At 68.2% G+C, this 25254-nt stretch carries 26 protein-coding genes and 1 tRNA gene; 17 read left to right on the top strand and 10 right to left on the bottom strand.

All coding sequences use genetic code 11. The features are described 5' to 3' along the window. Complete coding sequence (locus KHB019_RS09635) at positions 1–513, bottom strand: FHA domain-containing protein FhaB/FipA (RefSeq protein WP_337458807.1); 513 nt, start codon at positions 511–513, stop codon at positions 1–3. After that, complete coding sequence (locus KHB019_RS09630) at positions 510–1193, bottom strand: DUF3662 and FHA domain-containing protein (RefSeq protein ID WP_337458806.1); 684 nt, start codon at positions 1191–1193, stop codon at positions 510–512. Before KHB019_RS09630 ends, KHB019_RS09635 begins: the two co-directional genes overlap by 4 nt. Before the next feature lie 144 nt (positions 1194–1337). Here KHB019_RS09630 and KHB019_RS09625 point away from each other — a divergent pair. Beyond that, positions 1338–1420: transfer RNA gene (locus KHB019_RS09625), tRNA-Leu, on the top strand. Positions 1421–1566: 146 nt separating this feature from the next. On the opposite strand, the gene KHB019_RS09620 is transcribed toward KHB019_RS09625, so the two are convergent. Further along, complete coding sequence (locus KHB019_RS09620) at positions 1567–2433, bottom strand: AraC family transcriptional regulator (protein ID WP_337458996.1); 867 nt, start codon at positions 2431–2433, stop codon at positions 1567–1569. 136 nt (positions 2434–2569) lie between these two features. On the opposite strand from KHB019_RS09620, the gene rarD reads away from it, so the two are divergent. Both rarD and KHB019_RS09610 read left to right on the top strand, forming a co-directional pair. After that, positions 2570–3490, top strand: a complete 921-nt coding sequence (gene rarD, locus KHB019_RS09615; protein ID WP_337458805.1) for an EamA family transporter RarD — start codon at positions 2570–2572, stop codon at positions 3488–3490. Between the two features lie 74 nt (positions 3491–3564). Beyond that, entirely contained in the window at positions 3565–3693 is a 129-nt protein-coding gene (locus KHB019_RS09610) for a hypothetical protein (protein ID WP_337458804.1), read from the top strand. Positions 3694–3798: 105 nt separating this feature from the next. Here the strand turns inward: KHB019_RS09610 and KHB019_RS09605 are convergent, their stop codons facing one another. Together KHB019_RS09605 and KHB019_RS09600 are read right to left on the bottom strand one after the other, a co-directional pair. Further along, positions 3799–4401, bottom strand: a complete 603-nt coding sequence (locus KHB019_RS09605) for a response regulator transcription factor (protein WP_337458803.1) — start codon at positions 4399–4401, stop codon at positions 3799–3801. Continuing rightward, a complete protein-coding gene (locus KHB019_RS09600) occupies positions 4398–5666 on the bottom strand; it encodes a sensor histidine kinase (RefSeq protein ID WP_337458802.1) in 1269 nt (422 codons plus the stop codon). The genes KHB019_RS09605 and KHB019_RS09600 overlap by 4 nt, the downstream gene beginning before the upstream one ends. A gap of 111 nt (positions 5667–5777) precedes the next feature. Here KHB019_RS09600 and KHB019_RS09595 point away from each other — a divergent pair, with 111 nt between their 5' ends. After that, positions 5778–6332 carry a small multidrug efflux protein gene (locus KHB019_RS09595; RefSeq protein ID WP_337458801.1) on the top strand — a complete coding sequence of 185 codons (555 nt, stop codon included), beginning with the start codon at positions 5778–5780 and terminating at the stop codon, positions 6330–6332. Between the two features lie 31 nt (positions 6333–6363). Here KHB019_RS09595 and KHB019_RS09590 read toward each other — a convergent pair whose 3' ends face one another. Then, positions 6364–7416: a carboxylate-amine ligase gene (locus tag KHB019_RS09590; RefSeq protein WP_337458800.1), complete on the bottom strand. Its 1053-nt coding sequence runs from the start codon at positions 7414–7416 to the stop codon at positions 6364–6366. Positions 7417–7448: 32 nt separating this feature from the next. Then, positions 7449–7622, bottom strand: a complete 174-nt coding sequence (locus KHB019_RS09585) for a CsbD family protein (RefSeq protein ID WP_230104010.1) — start codon at positions 7620–7622, stop codon at positions 7449–7451. 178 nt (positions 7623–7800) lie between these two features. On the opposite strand from KHB019_RS09585, the gene KHB019_RS09580 reads away from it, so the two are divergent. Then, positions 7801–9873: an MMPL family transporter gene (locus KHB019_RS09580; protein ID WP_337458799.1), complete on the top strand. Its 2073-nt coding sequence runs from the start codon at positions 7801–7803 to the stop codon at positions 9871–9873. Positions 9874–10099: 226 nt separating this feature from the next. Next, on the top strand, positions 10100–10306 hold the full coding sequence (locus KHB019_RS09575) for a cold-shock protein (protein WP_046014597.1): 207 nt from the start codon (positions 10100–10102) through the stop codon (positions 10304–10306). Between the two features lie 71 nt (positions 10307–10377). Here KHB019_RS09575 and KHB019_RS09570 read toward each other — a convergent pair whose 3' ends face one another. Continuing rightward, positions 10378–11058, bottom strand: a complete 681-nt coding sequence (locus KHB019_RS09570; protein ID WP_337458798.1) for an HAD hydrolase-like protein — start codon at positions 11056–11058, stop codon at positions 10378–10380. Between the two features lie 23 nt (positions 11059–11081). After that, positions 11082–11777 carry an endonuclease NucS gene (gene nucS, locus KHB019_RS09565; RefSeq protein ID WP_230104007.1) on the bottom strand — a complete coding sequence of 232 codons (696 nt, stop codon included), beginning with the start codon at positions 11775–11777 and terminating at the stop codon, positions 11082–11084. Between the two features lie 109 nt (positions 11778–11886). Between nucS and KHB019_RS09560 the strand changes: the two genes are divergently transcribed. The 4 genes from KHB019_RS09560 to KHB019_RS09545 are packed head-to-tail and all read left to right on the top strand — an operon-like array spanning position 11887 to position 16187. Continuing rightward, complete coding sequence (locus KHB019_RS09560) at positions 11887–13749, top strand: hypothetical protein (protein ID WP_337458797.1); 1863 nt, start codon at positions 11887–11889, stop codon at positions 13747–13749. Between the two features lie 49 nt (positions 13750–13798). Continuing rightward, complete coding sequence (locus KHB019_RS09555) at positions 13799–14383, top strand: DUF2510 domain-containing protein (protein ID WP_230104005.1); 585 nt, start codon at positions 13799–13801, stop codon at positions 14381–14383. 8 nt (positions 14384–14391) lie between these two features. Continuing rightward, positions 14392–15210: a hypothetical protein gene (locus KHB019_RS09550; protein ID WP_230104004.1), complete on the top strand. Its 819-nt coding sequence runs from the start codon at positions 14392–14394 to the stop codon at positions 15208–15210. A 32-nt stretch (positions 15211–15242) separates the two neighbouring features. After that, positions 15243–16187, top strand: a complete 945-nt coding sequence (locus KHB019_RS09545) for a helix-turn-helix domain-containing protein (RefSeq protein ID WP_230104003.1) — start codon at positions 15243–15245, stop codon at positions 16185–16187. Between the two features lie 77 nt (positions 16188–16264). Here KHB019_RS09545 and KHB019_RS09540 read toward each other — a convergent pair whose 3' ends face one another. Next, entirely contained in the window at positions 16265–17494 is a 1230-nt protein-coding gene (locus tag KHB019_RS09540) for an MFS transporter (RefSeq protein WP_337458796.1), read from the bottom strand. Positions 17495–17553: 59 nt separating this feature from the next. Here KHB019_RS09540 and KHB019_RS09535 point away from each other — a divergent pair, with 59 nt between their 5' ends. The 7 genes from KHB019_RS09535 to mnhG all read left to right on the top strand — a co-directional run bounded on the left by KHB019_RS09535 (position 17554) and on the right by mnhG (position 25006). Then, entirely contained in the window at positions 17554–18618 is a 1065-nt protein-coding gene (locus KHB019_RS09535; RefSeq protein WP_337458795.1) for a LacI family DNA-binding transcriptional regulator, read from the top strand. 96 nt (positions 18619–18714) lie between these two features. Then, positions 18715–21660, top strand: coding sequence for a Na+/H+ antiporter subunit A (locus KHB019_RS09530; protein ID WP_337458794.1), 2946 nt, complete (start codon positions 18715–18717; stop codon positions 21658–21660). Then, entirely contained in the window at positions 21660–22235 is a 576-nt protein-coding gene (locus KHB019_RS09525; protein WP_337458793.1) for a Na(+)/H(+) antiporter subunit C, read from the top strand. Before KHB019_RS09530 ends, KHB019_RS09525 begins: the two co-directional genes overlap by 1 nt. Next, entirely contained in the window at positions 22232–23785 is a 1554-nt protein-coding gene (locus tag KHB019_RS09520) for a Na+/H+ antiporter subunit D (RefSeq protein ID WP_337458792.1), read from the top strand. Before KHB019_RS09525 ends, KHB019_RS09520 begins: the two co-directional genes overlap by 4 nt. Continuing rightward, entirely contained in the window at positions 23782–24354 is a 573-nt protein-coding gene (locus KHB019_RS09515; RefSeq protein WP_230103997.1) for a Na+/H+ antiporter subunit E, read from the top strand. Before KHB019_RS09520 ends, KHB019_RS09515 begins: the two co-directional genes overlap by 4 nt. A gap of 8 nt (positions 24355–24362) precedes the next feature. Beyond that, a complete protein-coding gene (locus KHB019_RS09510) occupies positions 24363–24620 on the top strand; it encodes a monovalent cation/H+ antiporter complex subunit F (protein WP_443193201.1) in 258 nt (85 codons plus the stop codon). Continuing rightward, positions 24617–25006, top strand: coding sequence for a monovalent cation/H(+) antiporter subunit G (gene mnhG / locus KHB019_RS09505; protein WP_337458790.1), 390 nt, complete (start codon positions 24617–24619; stop codon positions 25004–25006). Before KHB019_RS09510 ends, mnhG begins: the two co-directional genes overlap by 4 nt. The last annotated feature ends 248 nt before the right edge of the window (positions 25007–25254 follow it).

Raw genomic sequence — 25254 nt, 5'->3', positions numbered from 1 at the left:
TCAGGCCCGCAGCTCGAAGGTCGTGGCGCCGACCTTGACCGTGTCGCCGATGCTGATGGGCGCCGGAGCGCTGCCCAGGCGCTTGCCGCCGAGGAAGGTTCCGTTGGTCGAGTCGAGGTCCTGGATGGCCCAGGTGTCGCCCCGCAGCAGGAGGCGTGCGTGGTGGCTGGAGGTGTAGTCGTCGCGGATGACGAGGCCCGACTCGCTGGAGCGGCCGATCGTCATGGCCTCTGTACCCAGAGGGAGTTCGAGCCCGGCTTTCGGTCCGGAAGTGATCACGAGCTTCGCGACGCTGCTCGTGGTGGCGGCGGAGCCGTCTCGCGGGGAGGGCTTGGGCTTGGATGCCGGTGCCGGAGCGGCGGCGACCGGAGCGCCGCTCGCTGCCTCGGCGGGGAGCTTGCGCACCTTCACGCCGAACAGGTCGGCACGCAGCGAGTAGACGACGCCGAACACGAAGAACCACAGCAGCACCAGGAAGCCGATGCGCAGCAGCAGGAGGACGAGTTCACTCATCGTGCGGCCCCTTCTGCGGCGATCGCTACGACGCGGAAGACGAGGTCGGTGCGACCGATCGTGATGGTCGTGTCGCTCGGCAGAGGCGCCTCGCGCACCTTCTGTCCATTGACCTTGGTGCCGTTGGTGGATCCGAGGTCGCGCATCATGGCGCGCTCGCCGTCCCACAGGACTTCGACGTGCTTGCGGCTGGAACCTGCATCCCCGATGGTGATGTCGGCGTCGCTGCCGCGACCGATGACCGTGCGCGCGCGTGAGAGGGAGTGCCGGCGACCGTCGACATCGATCACGGCCTGCCAGCTGACGCGGCCCTCGATCGTGCCGGAGTTCACGCGCACTGTTCCGGTGGCGACCTTCTCGTCGGATTCGAGCGCGATCGAGACGGGTCCGGAGAAGCTGTACCCCTGCGCCTTGGCGTGCTTGGTCACCAGCGCGTGGAGTTCGTCGGTGAGCGCACCGCCGAGGGCGTGCATCCGGTCGTAGTCGTCGCCGCTCAGGCGCACGACGAAGCTGTTCGGCACGATGATGCGGTCGCGGCTGACGACGGCGGCCTTGATGTCGGCCTCCCGGCGCAGCGCCGAGGCGATCTCCACCGGCTGGATGCCGCTGCGGAAGGTCTTGGCGAAAGCGCCGTTGACGGCGCGCTCAAGACCCTTCTCAAAGCTGTCAAGTAGTCCCACTGGGCTCCTCTGGCATGGCGGCGGTAGCAACATCGTAGCCAGACCACCTGGGTACGCGCCCCTTTGCGGCCCCGGCCGCACGTTCTGCGCCGGTGAAAGTGCGTGATATCCTCGTGAAGTTGAGTTCTTCGGAACGAGACGCTCGCGCGAGTGGCGGAATGGTAGACGCGCTGGCTTCAGGTGCCAGTGTCCTTATGGACGTGGGGGTTCAAGTCCCCCCTCGCGCACGCGAGTGAAATGGCCCCCGACCTGAGATTTTCAGGACGGGGGCCATTCGCGTATCCAGCATCCCTCCTCCGCGAGAATTGCTCTGCGCGCTGAGACCGGCGTTGGCAACGCAATTCTCGCGCGCCAAGGCAATTCTCGGGATGGGTCACACGCGCTCGACCGGCATCCACAGCTCGGTCGTCGCGGTGCTGAAGTCGTCGGCGCGCTCGAGAACCGCCACAATCGACGGCCCGGGGCGCAGTCGCCACGGGTTCGAGGGGAACCAGTCGGCCGCTGACGAGGCGTATGCCTCCTGCAATGCAGCGGGGTAGGCACCCGACGTGCGGAACACGACCCAGTCGCCCTCCGGCACCTCGATCTCATCGAGGTCCTCCGGTGCAGAGGTCGCGGCATCCGCCGCCACCCCGTGCAGGTAAGTGAGCTCGCTCCCCTCGGTGTAATCGGGGTCGACGTCGGCGCTGACCTGCAGCAGGCCGGCGGGCTCCGTGTTGGACAGCGTCTTCAGCCGGTCGTGCTCGGATGCCGGGATGCTGGCGATGTGCGCCCGGATGTGCGGGTTCATGCCCTGGTGGATGAGCGGGACGCGGGCGGCGTGCCCCACGAGGCGGAAATCGGGGCGGTGGGTGATGCGGGTGTCCATGGAGCTGTTCCCTTCGACGGTCAGGCGGAACCTGAGTTTCGGTTGCGATCGAAGGGGACCGCCGTTAGCGCGGACCTCGGCCGGGCTCGTTCCGTGTACCGAGCGGAACGCCCGACCGAACGCCTCTGTCGAGCCGTAGCCGTAGCGCACCGCCGTGTCGAGCATCCGGTGTCCGGCCACGACGTCCGCAGCGGCGATGGCCATCCGCCGGCGCCGGATGTATTCCGACAGCGGCATACCTGCGAGCGACGAGAACATCCGGCGCAGGTGGTACTCGGTCGTCCCGAGCCGCATGGCGAGATCGTTGACGTCGATATCCTCGGCGAGGTGCGTTTCGACGACGTCGACCAGGTGGTTGAGCTCTGCGATCACGAGGGTCTCCCTTCGCACTCCAGCCTGCGTTCCGTGCCCCGGCGGCGCCCGACATCTCCGGACCGATGCGGTCGGATCCGCTGCCGCTAGGCTGGATGCGACTCGTCAGGGTGGACGTCATTCCGCCCGCCATCCCTTGGAGTCTCTCATCCGCCGCAACGCCCACGCCTCCACCGCGTCGCGCGGAGTCGCGGCATCCGTCTTCGCCTCGGTCCTGTTCGGCGCGATCGGCCTGCTCGGCGGCCACCTCGACGGCCTCACGCCCGAACAGACCACGGCCTGGCGGGTTCTGTTCATCGCTGCGGCCCTCGGCGCGCTGCACGCCACAGGACCTCGCCGCGCCGCTCTGGTGACAGTTTCGCGCCGCATCATCCGCCGCCCGAGGCTCATCGCCGTCGTGTTGCTGAACACCGCCATCATGGCGGTGCAGTTGTGGGTCTTCATGTGGGGGCCGGCGAACGGGGACACGCAGGACATCGCCTTCGGATACTTCCTGCTGCCACTGGTCATGGTCGTGGTCGGCCGGTTGTTCTTCCGCGACCGTCTGCGCATGCTGCAGTGGGCGGCCGTCGCGGCCGCTGCCGTCGGCGTGCTCGCTCAGGCACTGATCGCCGGAGGCGTGGGCTGGCCGGTGCTCATCATCGCCGGCCTCTACCCGGTCTACTTCGCCCTGCGCCGCTGGGCGGGCATCGACTCGATGCAGGTCTTCCTCATCGAGATCCTCCTGCTCGTCATCCCGTCCGCCGTGATCGCGGTCTCGCACCTCGTCTCACCGGCGGATGCCGCGGCATCCTGGCCGCCGCTCCTGCTCATGGCGACCCTCAGCGCGGCGGCGATGATCCTCTACATCCTCGCCTCGCGCCTTCTGCCGCTGTCGCTGTTCGGGCTGCTGTCGTACCTCGAACCCGTCCTCGTGCTCGGGGCATCCCTGCTGCTCGGAGAGACGCTCGCCGTCGCAGACGCCTTCGTCTACGGACCGATCGTCGCCGCCCTCGTGCTGCTCGGACTCAGCGGCCGCCGCCGGCCGCGCGAGCACCTCGAGGAGCCGCCGCTGTAACGGGAGCGTTCGCGCGGGTGGGTGGGTGCGGTACGCCCGCGCGTCAGCCGCGCTGGTGCCGGGTGCTGCGGCGGATGACCAGGCGGGCCGGGATCTCGTCGAGCGCGGCAGGCGCCGACCCTGTGTCGATCTCCGACAGCAGAGCGGATGCCGAGGCGCGTCCCAGCTCGCGACCCGACAGCGCGTTCGTCGCGGAGCGCTAGCCCGGCATCCTGCTCCAGCCCCACCGCGAGACGGGGTTTGCCACACGAGACGGGGGCGTATGGCCCGGGTCTCATGCTGCAAACCCCGTCTCGGCGCGGCGGCGCTCAGATCCAGCCGCGCTCCTCGGCCATGAGAACGGCCTGCTGCCTCGTCGCGACATGCAGCTTCGACAGCACGGCCGAAATGTGATTGCGCACCGTGCCGGGAGCAAGCGACAGCCTGCGCGCGATCTGCCCCGTCGTCTCGCCGCGCCGACCCGCTCGCAGCACGTCGAGCTCTCGGTCGGTCAGCGGGCAGCGCTCGTCACTCAGCGCGTCCGCCGCCACCTCGGGGTCGACGTAGCGGGCGCCGGCGGCGACGCGCCGGATGACCTCGGCGACCTCGTCGGCGCCGCGTGACTTCGGCAGGAATCCGGCGACTCCGGATGCCAGCGCTCGCCGCAGCACGCCCGGTCTCGCATGCCTCGTCACGACCACGCACCGTGCGGTGATGGAACGGCTGAGGCGTTCGGCCACTTCGACGCCGTCCAGTCCTGGCATCTCCAGATCGAGCAGGCAGACGTCCGGCTGCAGCTTCTCGGCCATCGCGACGGCCTGCACCCCGTCAGCGCACTCAGCGACGACGTCGATGTCGTCCTCGAGTCGCAGCAGCGCGGCCAGCGCCGAGCGGATCATCGCCTCATCGTCGGCGAGCAGCACCCGGATCATCGCGATCCCTCCGGCTCGGTCGCAGCATCCGGAACCGTGACGATCACGTGGAACTCGCCCTTGCCGCGCTCCACACGCACCGCACCGCGCGCCTCGGCGACCCGACGCGTGATGCCGTCGAGTCCCGAGCCGGCGCTCCCGGACTCGACGCGGGGTCCGTCGCCGGATACCCCGCTATCGGATGCCGCGTCGTTCGCGATCTCATACCGCCATGCATCCCCGTCGCGCGCCAGAGACAGACGAGCCCAGCGTCCGCTGCCGTGCCGCAGCACGTTCGTCGTCGTCTCGCGGATGACCGGCCCCAGAACGGATGCCGGTGCGTGGGCCGCATCGGCGGACACAGCGGCGTCGGCCGTCGTCCCGGCCGCGCGCAGGAGGTCGACGGCATTGGCGATCTCGTCCGGCAGCGGCACACCGCGGAAGCGCATCGCGAGGTCGCGCGTCCCCTGTCGCGCCTCGGCCACGCTCGCGCGCGCGAGTCGGAGCTGCTCCAACGCGGCATCGCGGTTCTCGTCTTGAGCCCCTGTCTTGTCGAGCAGCCGCTCCGCCAATTCGAGCTGCAGGGCGATCACCTGCAGGTGGTGACCCTGCAGGTCATGAACATCGGTGGCGACGCGCAGCCGCTCCTGCGTCGCGCCCAGACGCGCTTCGGACGCCCTGGCCCTGTCGAGCGTGACGAGAACGTCCCACCACCACAGCGACATCACGGCCATCACCGGCAGAGAGACGCCGATGAAACCGAACACCCACCAGGCTCCGACCACCTCGGCGTCGGCGTCGGCGAACACCGTTCGCAGGTCGATGAACCAGAGTGCGGCGAGCACCACCATCGCCACGAGCAGCAGCCGTACGCGGACGCCGCGCGGCCAGTTCAGCAGCGCAAGCGACTGGATGAGAGGCAGCGTCCCGACGAGCCAGAGTCCGCTGAGGATGCCGGTCACGACCCCGAACGCGATGGCGAGCGCAATGGGGATGAGGATGCCGCGCCAGCCGGCGACGGGCCCAGCGGCGTCGTCGCGGTGGCGGTACTGCAGCAGCAGGGGAAAGCTCGCCGCGCACCAGACGAGGCCGCCGACGCCGATCACGGCGAGCGTTGCGAAGTCGAAGCCCAGGCCCCCGAAGATGCTCAGCCAGACGAACACGACCATCACCTGGAAGGCCATGACACCCGACACGGTGTACCACCAGGTCGCCGTTATGCCCTGGTTCAGGCGGCGTGCACCGATCACCTCTGGGAGGGCGGAGCCGGGCGGGACTGTACTCATGCCCACAGCCTATGGGCGTGACAGTTGTCACCCATGCGGCGTGCGATGCTCAGGGAGAGAGGTGACAGCCTGACACTTCTGGGATGCCGCGGCACCGGCTGGACTGTACTCATGAACCTCATCGAGACCTTCCAGAACCTCGTCGCCCAGGTGCCCGAACTGGTCCAGCCGCTCATCGTCGCCCTCGCCGGCGCCGTGCCCTTCATCGAGGGCGAGGGCGCTGCGACCATCGGCATCCTCGGCGGCATCCCTCCTGTGATCGCAGCCATCGCGGCGATCACGGGCAACTTCCTCTGTGTCGCGCTCCTCGTGCTGCTGAGCTCGAAGGCCCGTGCCGCGGTCGTCGGCCGTCGCCGCGCGGGTGCGCTCGTCGGCGCTGACGGCCGCCCAGTCGCGGATGCCGGTGCCGCCGGCATCCCGATCGAGGACGACAACGCGCGCAAGACGGCCCGCAAGCAGAAGTTCCAGCGGGCGCTCGACCGCTACGGCGTTCCCGGGGTGAGCCTGCTCGGCCCGCTGCTGCTGCCGACGCAGTTCACCGCGACGATGCTCGCCGCCATCGGCGTCAGCAAGGCGCGCGTGCTGATCTGGCAGGCCGTCGCGATCGTCGGCTGGACGACCGTGCTCTCGCTGCTCGCCAGCGGAATCGTGCACTTCGCGGTCTGATGACGAGAGGTTGACGCCCTCACGCGCGGCGTCAACCTCTCAGCAGCGCGCGGAGGCCGGGGATGCCGGCTTCCGCATACGCGTCGCGCTGGCGCTGGGCTCCGGTCCCCGCCTCCAGGATCCGATCCAGATGCGCTGCCGCGAACGCCAGATCTCCGCTCGCGGTCAGCGCCGGGGTGATCACCTGCATCAGCAGGCTCACCGCCTGCCGTGCAGGAATGAGATCACCGCTGAACGGATCCACGAGGGTGGCATCCAGACCCTCCCGTGCTGCCGCCCACAGCGAAGCCTGAACGGCATCGCCGTCGCGCATCGGCACATCCATGTCAGCTGCCGACTCGACCAGAGCACGACCGAGGGCGGCGCACAGCAGGGCGTCCTCTGTCGTGAGTTGAGCGTCGAAGATGCGCAGTTCGACAGTCGGATACGTCTCCGACAGACGAGCAGCCCAGCAGACCGAGGCCAGATCGGGGATCACGTGCTGCGTGACGAGACGATCGACCGTCGCACGGTAGTGCCCCATGTCGCGGAAGTGGGGAGGGCAGCCTGTCAGCGGCAGCCGCCGCATGATCACGGTGCGCCAGCTCTGGTGCCCGGTGTCGCGCCCGTCGGCGAACGGGGAGTTGCCTGCCACGGCGAGCAGGGCCGGCATCCAGGGGCGGACGGCGTTCAGCGCCCTCACGCGCGCCTCATCGTCCAGCACCTCGACGTGCAGATGCAGTCCGTTGACGTGGTGTTCGTCGACGATGTGGCCGAGCCAGCGCGCTACCGTCCCGTAGCGCTCGGATGTCGAAACCGATGCCTCCGGTCCGATGCCGAAAGGTGTGCCGGATCCGATGGCGACCGCGCCGTGGTCTCGCGCGAACGATGCCAGTGCCAGGCGGAATGCGCGCAGTTGCTCGCGGGCGGCGCTCAGAGTCAGCACGGGAGTGGTGGAGAACTCGACCTGCGAGGTGAGGAACTCCTTGCCGACAGTACCCACGCCGCTGGGCAGCGCCCTACGTGCGGCGCTGCCCAGCGGGAGAGGAACAAGAGTGTTCTCTTCAAGGAGTTGGAACTCCTCTTCGATACCGAAACGGGTCACGTTCGTCGTCTCGGAACGGATGATCTGTCAGATCACTTGTCGAAAGCGTCCTTGACGTCGTCGCCGGCCTTCTTCAGATCGGCCTTGGCCTGATCCGTCTTGCCCTCGGCTTCGAGCTTCTCGTTGTCGGTCGCCTTGCCGGCGGCTTCCTTCATGTGGCCGGCGATGTCTTCTGCGGTGTGCTTCGCCTTGTCTCCAATGCCCATTGATCCATTCCTTTCGTCGGGGATCAGGTGATCCGTGGCAGACACGTTGGCACGGTCCGACGGATCGCGCGAAGGGGTTGACGGGCGCGCGGCCTGCGGTTAGAGCCCCACTGGCGATTCGCCATTCTCAACCTTTCGAGCGATGTTCGGATCCCCGCACGCTGGTGGGCTGGACATCATGACAGCAACGCGCACGCGCCTTCCCTACCGGCTCACCTCTCGAAGAGGTGCGTGGGCATCCCTCGGCATCGTCCTCATCGCCTTCGTCGCCCTGTTCGGTCTGTTGAGCCGGATCGATGCGCCATCAGGCAACGAGACGGCGCCGGCGGATTCGGAGTCGAGTCGCGTGAGCGCGCTGCTGGACGAGTTCCCCGATGCCGACGAGCAGTCGGTCATCATCGTGGCTTCGCGGGCGGATGCCGGTGAGCTGACGGCATCCGACATCGACGCCCTGGACGATCTCGTGCCCGCGCTCGACGAGCACACCGGCCTGGAGCCGTCGCCGCCGAGCGTCAGCGACGACGGCTACGCCGCGGTGATCGTCACGCCCATCAACGTCGGCGAGGACAACGCCGAGACCGCCGACATCGTGAAGGACCTGCGCGGATCGCTGCCGGACATCGATGGGCTCGCACTTCAGGTCACGGGCGGCCCGGCCTTCGGCGCAGACATCACCTCGTCGTTCGACGGCGCGGACTTCACGCTGCTGATCGTGACGATCCTCATCGTCGCGCTGCTGCTGATCATCACGTATCGCTCGCCGATCCTCTGGCTGCTTCCGCTCGTCGTGGTCGCATTCGCGGATCAGCTGGCATCCAAGGTCACGGGAGCTGTGGGATCGTGGCTCGACCTGCAGTTCGATGCCGGCATCATCAGCGTTCTCGTCTTCGGCGCCGGGACGAACTACGCGCTCCTCCTCATCTCGCGCTACCGCGAGGAGCTCGCCGTGAACGACGACCACCGAGCCGCGCTGAGCGCGGCCTGGCGCAAGACCGTTCCGGCGATCGTGGCATCCAACGTCACCGTCGTGCTCGCGCTGCTGACCCTCGCTCTCGCCGTCATCCCTGGTACGCGCGGACTGGGCATCTCGTCCGCCGTTGGCCTGCTCATCGCGCTCGCCGCAGTGCTCTTCGCGCTGCCGCCGCTGCTCGCGGTGTGCGGGCGCAGGGTGTTCTGGCCGTTCGTCCCGAAGCCGACCGCCGATTCCGCGGGTCATGCGGCTCCGAGCCGAGGATCCGTCTGGCATGGCATCGCGTCGGGCGTCATGAAGCGCCCTGCCGTGAGCCTCGTCGGCGGACTCGCGCTTCTCGCCGTCATGGCCACAGGACTGCTCGGAACGTCGGTCGGCCTGGACCAGGCGGAGAAGTTCCGCGTGCAGTCCGAGTCGGCCGTCGGCCTCGAGGTCCTCACCGATCACTTCGCCCCTGGGGAGTCGCAGCCGATCTTCATCGTCGCCGCATCCGATCAGGCGGACGAGGTCGTGGACGCCGTCACCGATCTCGGCGGCGTGGTGCGGGCGCATCCGACCGGCGAGACCGACGACGGTGCGCTGACCAGGATCATGGTGACCGGCGAGTACGCACCGGGGACCACGGAGAGTCTCGACCTCGTCGCGGAGCTGCGCGACGTGGTGCACGACATCCCTGACGCCGATGCGCTCGTCGGCGGCGCGGTCGCCACCGATCTCGACGCCCGTGCCGGCAACCAGCAGGACCTGCTGCTGATCGCGCCGCTCGTGCTCGCCGTCAGCTTGATCGTGCTGCTGGTGCTGCTGCGGTCGATAGTCGCTCCTGTGGTACTGCTGCTGGTGAACCTCGCGAGCGCCGCTGCCGCGATCGGCGTCGGGTCGTGGTTCAGTCGCGTGCTGTTCGACCAGCCGGCGCTCGATCTGCAGGTTCCGCTGCTGGCGTTTCTCTTCCTCGTCGCGCTCGGCATCGACTACACGATCTTCCTCGTGCACCGCGCCCGTGCCGAGGCCGAGACGCGCGGCACCCGCGAGGGCATGGTGCAGGCGGTGTCGCACACCGGCGCCGTGATCACCAGCGCCGGGATCGTGCTGGCAGCGGTGTTCGCCGCACTTGGCGTGCTGCCGCTGGTCACGCTCGGACAGCTCGGGCTCATCGTCGGAGTCGGCGTGGTGGTCGACACCCTGGTGGTCCGCACGGTCATCGTGCCCGCCCTGTTCGGGGTTCTGGGCGACCGGATCTGGTGGCCCAGGAACGTCGCGAAGGAGCCGCGGCGAGAATCCTGATCTTTGTCCCCCAAATGGGGGACAAACGCTTGCAGTTGGATATAGGCTGTCTCTGACGCACCCTCCGGTCGTCTTTGGCCCTCATCGCTCCCCCCGCGGTGAGGGCCGTTCCCGTTCTTGCAACATTTGGATTACCTTCTGGTCGCAGCGGTTCCGCTGGAGCGACCCGCAGATAATGTGGGCTTCGTCGGGGCACCCCGGCGAGATTCCAGCAGAACGGCAGTACATGAGCACCCAAGGCACGGTCAAGTGGTTCAACTCGGAGAAGGGCTTCGGCTTCATCTCCCCCGATGACGGCGGCGCCGACGTCTTCGCGCACTACTCAGCCATCGAGTCAAGCGGCTACCGCTCCCTCGACGAGAACCAGCGCGTCGAGTTCGATGTGGCGCAGGGCCCCAAGGGCCTGCAGGCCGAGAACATCCGCCCTCTCTGAGGCAGATACACATAGCACTCCCTGAGCGGGAGCACGTCATCTGCGTGCCCTCGCCCGGGGAGCGCTGTGGCTTAAGCGGCTTCTTCGACGAGCAGGAGTGAGCGCAGAGCGGCAGCGTCGACCGCGCGGAACGCGGCCGGTTCGCCCTCGGCATCCTCGCCGAAACCCCACTCGGAGAAGATGACGGGGATCCCGAACTCCGCTGCGCCCTCGATGTCATGGAAGCGGTCGCCGATCAGCACAGGTCGCGAGGTGTCGGCGCCGGCGGCCTCGAGACGCTCGAGCGCCCATCGGATGACGTCGCTCTTGCCGTCGCTGCGTCCGAGTTCCCCGGCGCGCGCACCGGAGATCGCGGTGAACAGACCGAGCAGGCCGTTGTGCTCGAGGATCGCGCGGACCTGGTTCTCCGGCTTCGTGCTCGCTGTCGCCTGGGGGATGCCGGCGGCGGCGACGTCGCGGATCACGTCGGGGACTCCGGGGTAGATGTCGACGGACGCCGCGTAACCGTCGCGCGCGGCGAGGGCGCGATAGGCGGTCAGCGCCTCACCGGCCCGCTCGGGGCTGAGGCCGGCGAGCTTCTGGAACGACTCGAACATCGGCGGGCCGACCCAGCGCGACATCTGTGCGGCTTCCGGCGCGGGCAGCCCGAACGATTCGTAGACTTCGAGCAGTCGGGGGAAGATGCCGGGGGTCGCGTCGGCGATCGTGCCGTCGACGTCCCAGAGCACGCAGGTATAGGGGGAGTGCAGCATGCGTCCAGCCTATGGGCGTGCGCTCAGAACAACCGCGGGATGCCGGACTCGATGCCCTTCATCTCGTCGTAGTCGAGGACGAGACAGCGGATGCCGCGGTCCTCGGCGAGAACGCGGGCCTGGGGCTTGATCTCCTGAGCGGCGAAGACGCCCTGCACGGGAGACAGGTGCGGGTCGCGCCCCAGGAGCTCGAGGTAGCGGGTCAACTGCTCGACGCCGTCGATGTCTCCGCGGCGCTTGACCTCCACCGCGATGGCCACGCCCGCGGCATCCCGAACCAGCAGGTCAACGGGACCGATCGCCGTCGGGTACTCGCGGCGCACCAGGGTCGCCCCGTCCGAGATGAGCGAGACCTGCTCGGCCAGCAGGCGCTGCAGGTCGGCCTCCACGCCGTCCTTCTGCAGGCCGGGGTCGATACCGAGCTCATGCGCCGAGTCGTGCAGGACTTCGTAGATCTGCACGCGCAGCGCATCGCCGGTCTTCTTGTGGGTCACGCGCCAGACGTCGATGACACCCGCACTCGCCTCTTCCTCGCCCGGCTCCTCGGCGGTGAGGGTGCACGGTGGGCTCATCCAGTTCAGCGGCTTGTAGCTGCCTCCGTCGGAGTGCACCAGCAGCGACCCGTCGCCCTTGTGCACGAGCAGACGCGTGGCGAGGGGCAGATGGGCGTTGAGGCGGCCCGTGTAGTCCACGGAGCAGCGGGCGATGACGAGGCGCACCCGACGAGCCTACTTCGTCCGGTGATCGTGCCGGGTGCGCTGTCCGGGGTTGTCCGGGAACGGGCGTACGGGCGGGGATGCGCTCGAGTGGCTCGCTTGAATGGGGGGCATGCCGAGACCTGAGTGGGCTGAGTACATCGTGGAGAGCGCCCACGCCGACGCTGCAGCGACGGGCGCCCTCATTGCTGTCGAAGCGCAGCGCAGTCGCCGCGTCCAACTCGAGGCTGCGCGGCGGCAGATCGAGGCCGCAGAGCGGCAGACCAACGCCGTCCGCGAGACGGCGTTGGCGACGCAGCATGCTGTTGCGGACGCTGCGGACCGCCAGGTCGCGGCGCAACGGGATACGACGCATGCCGTCGCCGATCTGGGCGCCTCGATGGATGCCCTGAACGACCGGCTCGGCGATTCGCTGGATCTCGGCTTCCTCCGGGTCCAGCAGACCGTGAGCGAGGGACTGGAGACCCTCGAGCGAAACCTGAACGTGATCGCTGGCATCACCCACGGCGGGTTCGAGCTGGTGGGGCAGCGGGTGATCGAGCAGACAGCCGTTCTCGGCGACATCGCGACGATGACCGCCCAGCCTCTGACGACCGCCGCCGCTGAACACTACCGGCGGGGGGTCATGTCGCTGGGGCAGGGGTGGCTCGATGACGCGGTTCCCGAGCTCGAACTCGCGATCGAGAAGGATCGGACCAATCCGGCGCCCCGCTACGCACTCGGTGTCGCCCAGGCCGCGCTGAACGAACCGGCTGCGGCGTTCGCGTCGCTGGTCTCGGCCATCAAGTACTCCACGGCTGACGAAAGATGGGGTTCACTGGCCGCGAGTGCCGCGATTCTGCTGCGCTCAGTCGCGACACCCGACCAGGCCGACGAGGTGGGGCGCGCTCTCGACAGCGCGTTGCGGGTCGCGCCCACGTGCGCGGAGCTTCTCCTGATCCGCGCCGTCCATCGTGGGACGCGAGGCGATCTCATTCACGCGTTCACTCTCGCTCCGGAGCTGGCGGTCGTGGCGATTCAGGCGGGCGTTCCCGGCGCGGAAGAGGCTGCGGAGATCGTCGCCTCCGATCCTTCGAGCCCGGTTCACGCGCGACGGGAGATTCAGCGACTCATCACCGCATCGGGAGACGACGGCTTCGGCCCCAATCTCGAACCGGCTGACATCCCGCAGGCGATGATCGGCTACGACGGATGGGTCCGCACCGCACTCCCCACTGTCGTGGAGCATGCCCGCGTCGGTATCGCACAGCGATTGGATGCGGCAGCAATCTCCGTATCGTCTACACGGGCGGCGGCGGACCTCGCCCGCCTCACTCTCGCGAGTATGCGAGAGGACGTTCGCGAACTCGAACGCCAGCGCGAAGGCGCCGTCGAGGCGGTCGCACGCGCCGAGGCAGCGGCCGCCGCCTACCGGATGCTCCCTGCCGCGACGGCGACAATCGAGCACACGCCGAATGTCGTAGGTGGGTTCCAGCCGTTTTTGCGACCTTTCGTGGCGTTGATCGTCACGGTGCTGCTGATGGCCTTCGCGGGTGCGAACTCGCCTATCGCGTTCATTGCCGGGACGTCGGCAGTCGTCTTCGGCATTCTGTTCGTCGTGTGGCTCGTCAAGGCCTTCGGCCACGCGGCCGAACGGCGCGCGGTGGCAAAGCGCGAGGCGGTCACCGCACAGCAGATCCGTGATCATCACGCGCGAATCGCGCAAGACCAGAGCGAGCGTGCGCGCGATCGCGCGGAGCGGGAACTGTCGGACGTCACACGGGCGCGACAGGCAGCCCAGCAGGCAGTAGCGACCGCCACCGATCGCATCGTCGAACTCGACGCCGATCTCCAGGCCGCCGAGATCGAGCATCGTCGGGCGCAGGAGGATCTTTCCCGCCTCACATTCGAGGCAGATCTTTACCAGCGGCCGATCCTCGCGCTGCTTCCACAGCTCGCGCCGGCTCGCATCCACCCGCTCGGATACGTCTCGTGACGCAACCCTCTCCCCTTCTCTCCCGATCAGATCACCGAAAGGCATCAAAATGACAACAAGCCCCGCCGGCTGGTATCCCGCCGAACAGCACCCCGGTCGTCAGCGGTACTGGGATGGAGATCAGTGGACCGATCACTTCCACCCACCGCTCGATGAGGCCCCGGCCGTCCCGCCCGTGACCGCCGCCGAGGTCACCCAGATCGCCGCGGCGTCCGGTGGGGACGACGATGTCGTCGCCATCCTCACGTCCGTGAAGAACGATGCGATCGCGGCCGGCATGCTGACCAAGCACAAAGTCACGTCGAAGGCGAACAAGCGGCGCCAGGAGGTTGAGGCCAACTTCACCGCGCGTCTGAAGACCGTCAAGAACTACTGGGTGAAGATCGACGTCATCAAGACGCCGCATGGCATCAGCTGGTCGCCCGACAATGGCGTCTGGAGCAAGGATGGGGCGTCGCGCGGGGGCAAGATGGGGCTGGCCAACGAGCTGTCCGCGGGAGGCGGCATGGTCAGTGGGCTCGTCGGGAACATGATCGCCGGGTCTGTCGCGAAGGCAGCGGCAAAGGACGCGCAGCGTGCCCAGATGGAGTACGCGGCTTTCGAGTCCGCGGTTCTCTCGAACTACTACCGCTGAGTCGATACATGTCGAACGTGTCGGCGTACGAGGCGATCATCGCGCGGGTCGTTGCGATGCGTGCCGCCGCCGACTGGCGAAATGGCGAGCAACGACTGCGTGAGTTGGAATCAGACCTGAAGACGCTGGGTGCACCGGCTGATCCGAGAGATCGGCAGCGCATCTGGGGGGACTTCTCCGCCGCCCGCGCCGCGTATCGCAACGCGCGCGCGGAGTTCTTCGCGGCGAGGGAGTCGGGGAGTGGTGCCGCCCGTGGACGGGGGGCGGGCGGCACCACAGCATCGCCCGCGTCACCCGCACGCGTCCGTGAACAAGACGAGGCGAAGCGGCGGAAGAAGACTCTGATCGGACAGCTCCGCCTCCTGCTCGGCGGAGAGCCTGGCGGACCGGCGACGGCGCAGGTGAAGGCGCTGGGCGGGGAGTTCTTCCAGGCCGGATACGCCGGGAAGGAGCACAACGATGCCCTCGCGGCGGAGTTCTCCAGCCTGCGCGCGGAGTACTTCCGCAAGCTCGGGGATGCGATTCAGCGTGCGCAGGAGCACCGCGATCGCATCGCACGCGATATGGATCACGCACTGTTCGTCCTGGAACGGATCGCGCACGGGTCGGACCTCACGGATCGGTGGGCGAAGTGGACCGAGGCTTCCGAGCGTTACCGCGCCTTCGGGTATCCCGGCAAGGAAAAGAAGGCGGAGCTCGATGCGCGCTTCCAGCGCCTGCGCGCCGAGCTGAGTGTCGCCCTCGAGCGGGACAAGCAGAAGCGCCAGCGACAGCGCGAGGCCGAGTGGGCGGCCGACCGGGCACGGCGCGGGCGGCCGGCTCGCTGAGGACTGGCCGGCGTTCGCACTATGCTGTGGTCGTGGAACAGGACGTGCGCGCTCAGAAGGCGTCGGCCCGCTTCAACTCCATCGTCGAGGAGCTCCGCATCCTGCGCGAATCTCGTGGCGTCACGTACCGAGAGCTTGCCGCTCGCATCACGCGACAACGCGAAGAGAATGGCCTCGCTCCGGCAACGGCCCGGATCGCGCACACGACGGTCGCGGATGTCTTCCGCCCCGGGCGTGCGCGGCTGAACGCTCAGCTCGTCGCGGAGATCGTGCGCGCGCTCGACGGCGATGCCGACACAGCGGAGGAGTGGCGTGCGCGGGTCGCTCAAGCGGCCCGGCTGGTCCCGGAGAGCCGTCCGACGCCTGACGCGATCGGTGCCTCGGCGTTCATCATCCCCAGCGTGCATCGCACCACGCCGGCGCTCATCGTCGCGCTCGTCACGGGCGGGCTCCTCCTGAACGCGACCGGCAAGTTCTTCAACCCGCTGCTGGGTGACGTCTTCTTCGTCGACATGGTGGGGACGGCTGTCGTGGCGCTGATCGGCGGGCCGTGGCTGGCCGCTCTCGTCGGGGTGCTTTTCGTCGTCGTGGAACTTCTCAAGTTCCAGGTCGGCGGTGCCCTGTTCGCGGTGACCATGATCTTCGCGGGCTTGATCTGGGGCTACGGGGTCCGGCGGGGTTGGGGCAACACGCTGCCGCGGTTTCTGGCCGTGAGCGCCGTGGTCGCCATCGCGACGTCGGCCGTCGCCGTGCCCATCACGATGCTGTACTACAACGGACACGTCGCTCGCGGGCTCGATGTGCTCTTCGCGCACCTTCAGGAGGGCGGCCTCGGGCCCTGGCTGGCCGTCAGCGGCACCAATCTCACCGTCTCTCTGGTCGACAAAGTCGTCACCGGCGCCATCGCCTTCCTGATCGCGCGTCTCATCCGGGCGTTGCCGAGAGTGGCCGAGCAGGTTTTCACCCCGCTGCGCTGACTCACCCAGGATGCCGATCTGCGGATCGTCCGGTTGAGCGGCTCGTGGCCGTCGCCCACGTGCGCGAGCAGACGAGCCTACTTCGTCGTGGCGGGTGCGCTCTTCGTCGCCAGCGGCTTGGCCGCGCCGGAGAACAGGCCGGATGCCACGACCAGCGCGACGAGGATGAACAGCGTGTTCAGCAGGCCGATGTGCTCGCTGATCACGCCGAGCACCGGAGGCCCGCCGAGGAACGCGATGTAGCCGATCGTCGCCGCAGCGCTCACGCGGGCAGCGGCCTTGGTCGGGTCGTCCGCAGCGGCCGACATGCCGAGGGGGAACCCGAGGGACGCGCCGATCCCCCACAGTGCAGCGCCGACGAAAACGAGCGGGAGCGACGGGGCGAGGATGAAGAGCAGGATGCCGCCTGCCGCCGCCACGGAGAGCGTGCGCAGGACGAGCACGCGGCCGAACCGGTCGACCAGGGGCCCGCCGAAGATGCGCACCGTCGTCATGCAGACCGAGAACACGGTGAGCGCCGCGGCGCCCATCGCCGTGCCGCCGCCGTGGTCCTCCGCCGTACCGAGCGCGAGCCAGTCGTTGGCGCCGCCCTCGGCGAACGACATTCCGAGCATCACGACGCCGAGCGCGTAGGTGCGCGGTTCGCGCCAGGCCGACAGGGCGACGTGCATCCGCTCGCGCCAGTGGGGCTTCTCGCCCGGCTCCTGAGGATCGAGCACGGACTCGCGATTCGGCACGTTCGCGATGCAGACGAACGCGGCGACGAAGATAGCTGTCGCCACGACAGCCGCGTGCAGCACGACCGAGAGGTGCGCATTGGTCGCCACCCACCCGGCGCCGGCGCCGATCACGGTGCCGAAGCTGAAGAACGCGTGGAACAGCGGCAGGATCGTCTTCCCCGCCTCCTGCTCGATCGCGGTGGCCTCGACGTTCATCATCACGTCCAGAGCGCCGTTGCCGAAGCCGAACAGGGCCAGACCGAGGATCACGATCGGGAACGCGGCGAATACGGTCGTTCCGACGCCGACGAGCGCCAGCCCGATCGACAGCAGGATCATGGTGGTCAGCATCCCGCGCCGAGCACCCGTGCGCGCCATCACGGCAGGGCCGGTCGAGATGCCGATGATCGACGCGATGCCCATGCCGAGCAGCAGCAGCCCGATCTGCGAGTTGCTGATGTCGAGTGCGCTCTTGATGTCGGGCACGCGTGACGCCCAGGTCGCGATCGAGACGCCGCTGGCGAGGAAGATCGCGAAGATCGCATTGCGCCACCGGACGTACTGTGAGCGCGTGAGCGTTGAGTCCATGCGCTGAGCATATCGAATCGATTCGATCTGGGAAACTTAGAGCGGCTATCCTCGGAACCATGAGCGCTTCATCCGCACCGCGCAGGGCGACGCTGTCCGTCGTCGCCCGCGAAGCGGGAGTGTCGACCTCGACCGCGTCCGTCGTCTTCAGCGGCAAGACGAAGGTCTCGGATGCGACGCGCGATCGGGTGCTCGCCGCAGCGGCCGCGCTCGGCTACACCGGACCTGACCCGATGGCCGCCTCACTGCGGCGAGGGCGGAGCGGGATCGTCGCTGTCGTGCTCGAGGGGCAGCTGCGCGCAGCCTTCCTCGACCCGGTCACCATCCCCATGATGGACGGGCTCACCGACGGCATCGCCTCGCTCGGCGCCGGGGTGCTGCTCCTCCGCGACGACCCGGCGGACGATGACATCTCGGCCCTCACCACCGCGCCGGTGGACGCGGCCGTGCTGATCGGATGCTCCGGTCGCACCCGTGAATCGTTGGACGTGCTGCGCAGCCGAGGGCTGCCGGTCGTCGTGATCGAGGGGGACGCCGGGGAGGGGATCCCGCGCATCACGCTCGACAACCGCGAGGCGGCCGCCGAGATCGCCAGGCACGTCCGCGAGCTCGGCCACACGGACGTCTCCGTCGTCACGCTCCCGCTGGACAGCGCTCGGACGCGCGGCCCCGTCACCGCCGAGATGGTCGAGCGCGCGACCGTCGAGGTGACCGTCGACCGGCTGGCCGGCGTGCGCGACGTGTACCCCGCAGCCCCTGCGCTCGCCGCATCGGCCAGCTCGATCGACGAGGGCGTCATCGCCGGACGCGAGATCCTCACCGATCCGGCATCCAGGCCGACGGCGGTCATCGCTCAGAGCGACCTGTTGGCCGCCGGCGTCATCCGTGCGGCCGAGGAACTCGGACTGCGCGTGCCGGAAGACCTCAGCGTCGCCGGATTCGACGGCATCCGCGTCGACGGGATCGGCGATCACGTGCTCACCACGATGGTGCAGCCTGCCGTCGAGAAGGGCCGAGCGGCCGGCGAGCAGATCGCACGGATGCTGCGCGGCGAACCGGCGACCTCGCTGCATTTCACCTCCCGTTTTCGTGCGGGATCGACTACTGCCGCGCCCGCGAACTGAAGAACTCCGCGCCGGGACGCCGCGGCTGGCGGGTAAACTGGATGAAACCCGCCCGCCTGCGCCTCTCGAGGCCGACGAGCCATTGAGGAGCCGCCCATGACAGTGCTCCTCGCCGTGTTCCTCGTGGGGGCCCTCGTCCTTCCCGCGCTGGTCCGTTGGCTGGGAGCCCAGGCGTTCGCCATCGCCGCGCTCATTCCTGCAGCGGCATTCGTTCATGCCCTCATCCTCACGCCCCAGGTGCTTGAGGCCGACTCGGCGCCCTTCGAGTCGATCTCGTGGGTGCCGCAGCTGGGTCTGAACCTCTCGATGCACATGGACGTGCTCGGCTGGATCCTCACCCTGATCGTCACCGGAGTCGGCGCGCTGGTGCTGCTCTACTGCCGCTGGTACTTCTTCGACGACACCACAGAACTCGGCCAGTTCGCGGGCGTCCTGCTCGGCTTCGCCGGCGCCATGTACGGCCTCGTCCTCACCGACGACATCATCATGCTCGTGATGTTCTGGGAAGTCACCAGCATCCTCTCCTACCTCCTCATCGGCCACTACCGTCGCCGCGCCGCCAGCCGACGTGCTGCCCTGCAGGCGCTGCTGGTGACCACGCTCGGCGGCCTGGTCATGTTCGTCGGCGTCGTGCTGCTCGCCGTGGATGCCGGAACGACGAGCATCATCGCGATCCTCGAGAACGCGCCATCCGGTCCCTTTGTGGATGCCGCGATCGTCATGCTCCTGGTCGGAGCCATCAGCAAGTCCGCCATCTTCCCCTTCCACTTCTGGTTGCCCGGTGCCATGGCGGCGCCGACCCCGGTGAGCGCGTACCTGCACGCGGCCGCGATGGTGAAGGCCGGGATCTACCTGATCGCCCGATTCGCGCCGATCTTCGCCCTGTCGGCCCCGTGGCGTCCGATCGTGATCTCGCTGGGCGTGTTCACGATGCTGCTCGGCGGCATCCAGGCCCTCCGAGAGACCGACCTCAAGCGCGTGCTCGCCTTCGGCACCGTCAGCCAACTCGGCTTCTTCACCGTCATGGTCGGGTACGGCACCCAGGCCACCGCCCTCGCGGGACTCGCGCTCGTCATCGGCCACGCACTGTTCAAGTCGGCGCTGTTCCTCATCGTCGGCGTCATCGACCGTCAGCTCTCCACGCGTGACATCACAGAACTCTCCGGAGTCGGCAGGCAGGCCCCTGTCATGGCGGTCGCGGCGTTCATCTCCGTGGCGTCCATGGCCGGCATCCCCCCGACGATCGGATTCGTCGCCAAGGAGTCTGCCCTGACCTCGCTGCTCGATGACGCGATGGGCGGCTCAGCCTGGGGACTGGTCGCTCTGATCGGCGTGATCGTCGGTTCCATGCTGACGACGGCATATGGCGTTCGGTTCCTGTGGGGTGCGTTCTGGCGGAAGCACGACGAGCGCGGGCAGCGGATGCCGGACACCGCATGGCCCGACCCGCCGGTCGGATTCCTGTCGGCGCCGATCATCCTCGCCGGGCTCACCTTCGCCGCAGGCATCGCGGCCCCGGCCATCGACATCGCCTTGCACGGATACGCGGTCACCGCCCTTCCCGGTCTCGATGCCGACGGCGCTGCTACCGAGGGACCAGGGCACCTGGCGCTCTGGCACGGGTTCGAGCCGGCGCTCGGCATCTCGGTGCTGTCGATCCTCATCGGCGCCGGTCTCTTCCTCCTCACGATCCGCACGGGGTGGGATCGCAGGGCACGTCTGCTGCGGTTCACCGCCGCAGACGTGTACGCGCTGGTCATGCGCGGCGTCGATCGGCTCTCCGTCATCACCACGACGCTCACGCAACGCGGTTCGCTGCCGGTCTACGTCGGCACGATCTTCGTCGTCGTCGTCGCGGCCGAGGTCACCGCGCTCCTGGCGTCGGACATCGATCGCCTGAATCTGTCTGCCTGGCACACGCCGACCCAGATCGCCGTGGCACCGATCATGGCCATCGCCGCGGTGTTCGCCGTGCAGGCGCGCAAGCGCTACACGGGCGTGGTGCTCGTCTCGGTCACGGGCCTCGGCATGGTCGCGCTGTTCGCGACCAGCGGCGCCCCCGACCTCGCCCTCACCCAGATCCTCGTCGAGACCGTGACCATGGTGACCTTCGCGCTGGTGCTGCGGCGGTTGCCGTCGCGCATGGGCGAGCACAACGCCTCGGTCTCGCGCATCCCGCGTGCCCTGCTAGCGATCGGCACCGGGCTCACGATGGCATTCGTCGTGATCGTGGCGACGCAGTCCCGAGTCGCCGATCCGATCTCGATGACGTTCCCCGAGCTGGCCTACGAACTCGGGCACGGGAAGAACGTCGTCAACGTCGCCCTCGTCGATCTGCGCGGCTGGGACACCATGGGCGAGCTGTCCGTCCTCGTCCTGGCGGCCACCGGAGTGGCATCCCTCGTGTTCGTCACGCACCGGGCCGACATGCTCGCAGCGCGCCCGGCGCTGCCCAAGCGCATCCGCCGCAAGGCGCGCATCGCGCCGCTCGTCGAGACCACGGAGGGCATCCGGTTCCAGACCGCTGAGAACCGCAGCAGCCCGCGGGCGTGGCTCATCGGCGGGCAGCAGATGAAACCCGAGAACCGCTCGATCCTGCTCGAGGTCATCGTGCGGATCCTCTTCCACACCATCATCGTCGTGTCGATCTACCTGCTCTTCGCCGGTCACAACCAACCCGGCGGCGGATTCGCCGGAGGGCTCGTCGCCGGCATGGCGCTCGTGATGCGCTACATCGCGGGCGGACGCTGGGAGCTGGGTGCCGCCACCCCGACGGATGCCGGGAGGCTGCTGGGCGCCGGACTCATTCTGGCCGTCGGCACGGCGGTGCTGCCGCTGTTCTTCGGCTTGGCACCGCTGACCAGCACGTTCTGGGAGTGGGAGATCCCCGGCATCGGGCATATGGAGTTCGTCACCTCGACCGTCTTCGACGTCGGCGTCTACCTCGTCGTGATCGGCCTCGTGCTCGACGTGCTGCGCAGCCTCGGTGCCGAGGTCGACCGCCAGACGCAGGAGCTGCGCACGCGGGGGGTGAGCATCTGATGGACGTGTCACTCACCCTCATCATCGTGATGGCCGTGCTGTTCTCCGCCGGCGTCTACGCGATGCTCGAGCGCAGCCTGACCCGTGTGCTGATCGGATTCATGCTGCTCGGCAACGCCACGAACCTGCTGCTGCTGATCGTCATGGGCGTGCCTGGCAACGCGCCGTTCTTCGGCTACAGCGACCTCAGCGACCCGCTGCCGCAGGCCCTCACCCTCACCGCGATCGTCATCACCTTCGCCGTGACGGCGTTCCTGCTCGCCCTCATCTACCGCTCCTGGCAGCTCGGCCAGGCCGACACCGTCGAGGACGATGACGCCGATATCGCCCTCCGCGAGCGCACCGACGAAGACGAAGACGTCCTGGATGACGAGGACGACACCGCCGACGAGGATGCCACGACGGACTTCGTCGGCGTGCAGACGGCACCGATCACCGTGCTGCACATGCGGGATCACCCGTCGATCCATGACGACGCCCCGTTCGATCGGGCGTGGGATGCGTCGGCATCGCGTCCTGACTCCGGGCAAGCATCCGACAACGCTTCCGACGACGGCGGGGAGGACCGCACGTGAGCGCCCTCGTCCCCCTGCTCGTCGCCCTGCCTCTGCTCGGCGCCGCCATCACGCTCGTGTTCGGACGCAGCCCTCGTCTGCAGGTGTTCGTCACGTTGGCCAGCCTTACGGCCGTCGCCGTCATCGCGGCGGTGCTGCTCGCCGTGGTCGACGCAGGCACTCCGCTGGCCGTGTCGGTCGGAGGGTGGCCCGTGCCGTTCGGCATCGTGCTGTACGTCGACCGGCTCGCGGCGCTGCTCGTCCTGATCTCCAGCATCGTGCTGCTCGCGGTCCTCCTGTTCTCGATCGGACAGGGAGCGGCCGACGGCTCGGACGAGACTCCGATCTCGATCTTCAACCCGTCGTACCTCATCCTCGCGGCCGGCATCTTCAACGCGTTCATCGCCGGCGACCTGTTCAACCTGTACGTCGGATTCGAGATCCTCCTCGTCGCCTCGTACGTGCTGATCACGCTGGGCAGCACCGAGTCGCGCATCCGCACCGGCGCGGTCTACATCGTCGTCTCCCTCGTGTCGTCGATCATCTTCCTCGCCGCGATCGCGATGATCTACGGCGCACTCGGCACCGTCAACATGGCGCAGATCGCCGAGCGGATGAGCGAGCTGCCGCAGGACACGCAGCTCGTGCTGCACCTCATGCTCGTCGCGGCGTTCGGGATCAAGGCGGCCATCTTCCCCGTCTCGTTCTGGTTGCCGGACTCCTACCCGACCGCGCCGGCACCCGTCACGGCGGTCTTCGCGGGATTGCTGACGAAGGTCGGCGTCTACGCGTTGATCCGCACCGAGACGCAGCTGTTCGCCAGCAACGACATCAACATGCTGCTGATGATCATCGCGCTCGCGACCATGATCGTCGGCGTGCTCGGCGCCGTGGCGCAGGCCGAGCTCAAGCGCATCCTCTCGTTCACGCTGGTGAGCCACGTCGGCTACATGATATTCGGCCTGGCGATAGCGACACCGGAGGCGATCGGCGCGACGGTGTACTACATCGTGCACCACATCATCGTGCAGACGACCCTGTTCCTCGCGGTCGGACTCATCGAGCGAAGAGCCGGAAGCACCTCCATCCTGCGGGTGAAGGGACTGCTGAAGGCCGCACCGCTACTGGCCGTGCTGTACTTCGTACCTGCCATCAACCTCGGCGGGCTGCCGCCGTTCTCCGGGTTCATCGGAAAGTTCGCGCTCTTCGAAGCCGCGGCATCCGTCGGCACCCCCATCATGATCGTGCTGATCTTCGGCGGCATCCTGACCTCCCTCCTCACGCTCTACGCGCTTATGCGCGCGTGGAACCTCGCGTTCTGGCGCGAGGAAGAGGACTCGACCGAGACCGAGGGGCGCATCTCCTACCTCGGCAACGCACCGGCCGCCGACGAGCAGCAGGAGCGGCGTCGCATCCCCCCGATCATGACGGTCGCAACCGGCGGCATGGTCGGTGTCACCCTGCTGCTGACGGTCTTCGCGGGGCCCCTCTACGCGCTGTGCTCCAGCATCGGAGAATCGCTGCTGCAGCCGGTCGAGCTCGTCCAGCTCGAGGGGGAGGTGAACCCGTGAGCCCGGAGTCCCGTCGCGGAATCCTGCGAGACATCGCGCTGCAACTGCCGTTCCTCGCGTGGTTGATCGTGCTGTGGATGCTGGTCTGGAACCAGTTCACGGTGCTCTCGTTCGTCACGGGTCTGGTCGTCGCGATCTTCGTCACCCGGGTGTTCCGGTTGCCGACGGTCGAGCTCTCCGGCCGGATCAACCTCTGGTACGCGGCGCTGTTCGTGGTGCAGTTCCTGTGGGCGATACTGCTCGGCGCGATCGCCGTCACGATTCAGGTGTTCGACTTCCGGCGGCAGCCGGGCGCCGCGATCATCGGTGTGCCGCTGCGGTACGCCGACGACCTCGTGATGACGCACGTCTCGATCACCGCCTCACTGATCCCCGGATCGCTCGTCGTGGAGACCGACCGGGATCGCAGCATCCTGTACCTGCACATCATCGGGGTTCGCGATCTCGACGACGTCGAGCAGCAGCGTCAGGGAGTGCTGCGCTGGGAGCGTCGCATCGTGCGAGCACTCGGCAGCCCGGCGCAGTATCGTGCGCTGAAGGCGGACGAGCGAGCGGAGGCCGTGCGATGAACGTGCTCATGACGACGATCATCGTGATCTTCAGCATCGCCGCGGTGCTGACCGTGATCCGCATCATCCGGGGGCCATCGATTCTCGACCGGGCGGTGGCATCGGACGTGTTGCTCACCGAGGTGATGTGCGTGATCGGCGCTGAGATGGCGATCAATGGTCACACGAGGAGCATCCCTGTACTGCTGATCATCGCGGCCGTCGGCGTGTTCGGATCGATCGCCGTGGCCCGCTACGTCGCACGGAGGGACAACACGACCTCATGAACGTGTTCGGATTCGAGATCCCAGACGTCGTGATCGACTCGGCAGTGCTCGTGCTGATCCTGCTCGGCGCGCTGCTCTGCCTGTCCGCCGCCGTCGGGCTGCTGCACTTCCGCGCCGTGCCGTCGCGGCTGCACGCGGCGACCAAGCCGCAGGTGCTCGGTCTCGTGCTGATCTGCCTGGCCGTCGCGCTGTCGCAGCGGTCGGTCGGCGGAATCCTGCTGGGGCTCGCGCTGGTTGCGCCGATCGTACTGATGCAGTTCGCGACCGCGCCGCTGTCCGCCCACATCGTCGGCCGCCAGGCGTACCGCAACGGCACCTCTGAGGAGCGCGACCTCGTCGTCGACGAGCTCGCCGAGTCGAAGCGGACCCCGCCGGCCGCGGGTTGACGCGCGGCCTCGCGCCGCCCGTTCTCGCCGCGAGACTCGGTCGCCTCTTGTCCGCGCTCGCATAACTCCGGAGAAAGCGGCCGCATCGGGCCCGCGGTGCACCTCTTTCCGCTGGTCTGGCGAAGACCTCCGGAGTTATGCGGAGATCTGCACCGGCTCGCTTACTGTGCACGGATGGCGGAGCACCTGAGTTCTCAACAGGTCGTGGGATTCCGGCGGTTGTCGGCCTCGGGCAGCGAGCACGATTC

Source organism: Microbacterium sp. KHB019 (genome assembly GCF_037285405.1).
Classification (GTDB): Bacteria; Actinomycetota; Actinomycetes; order Actinomycetales; family Microbacteriaceae; genus Microbacterium.
Note: the sequence above shows the minus strand (reverse complement) of the source record. Positions and strands in the feature narration are given on the sequence as shown.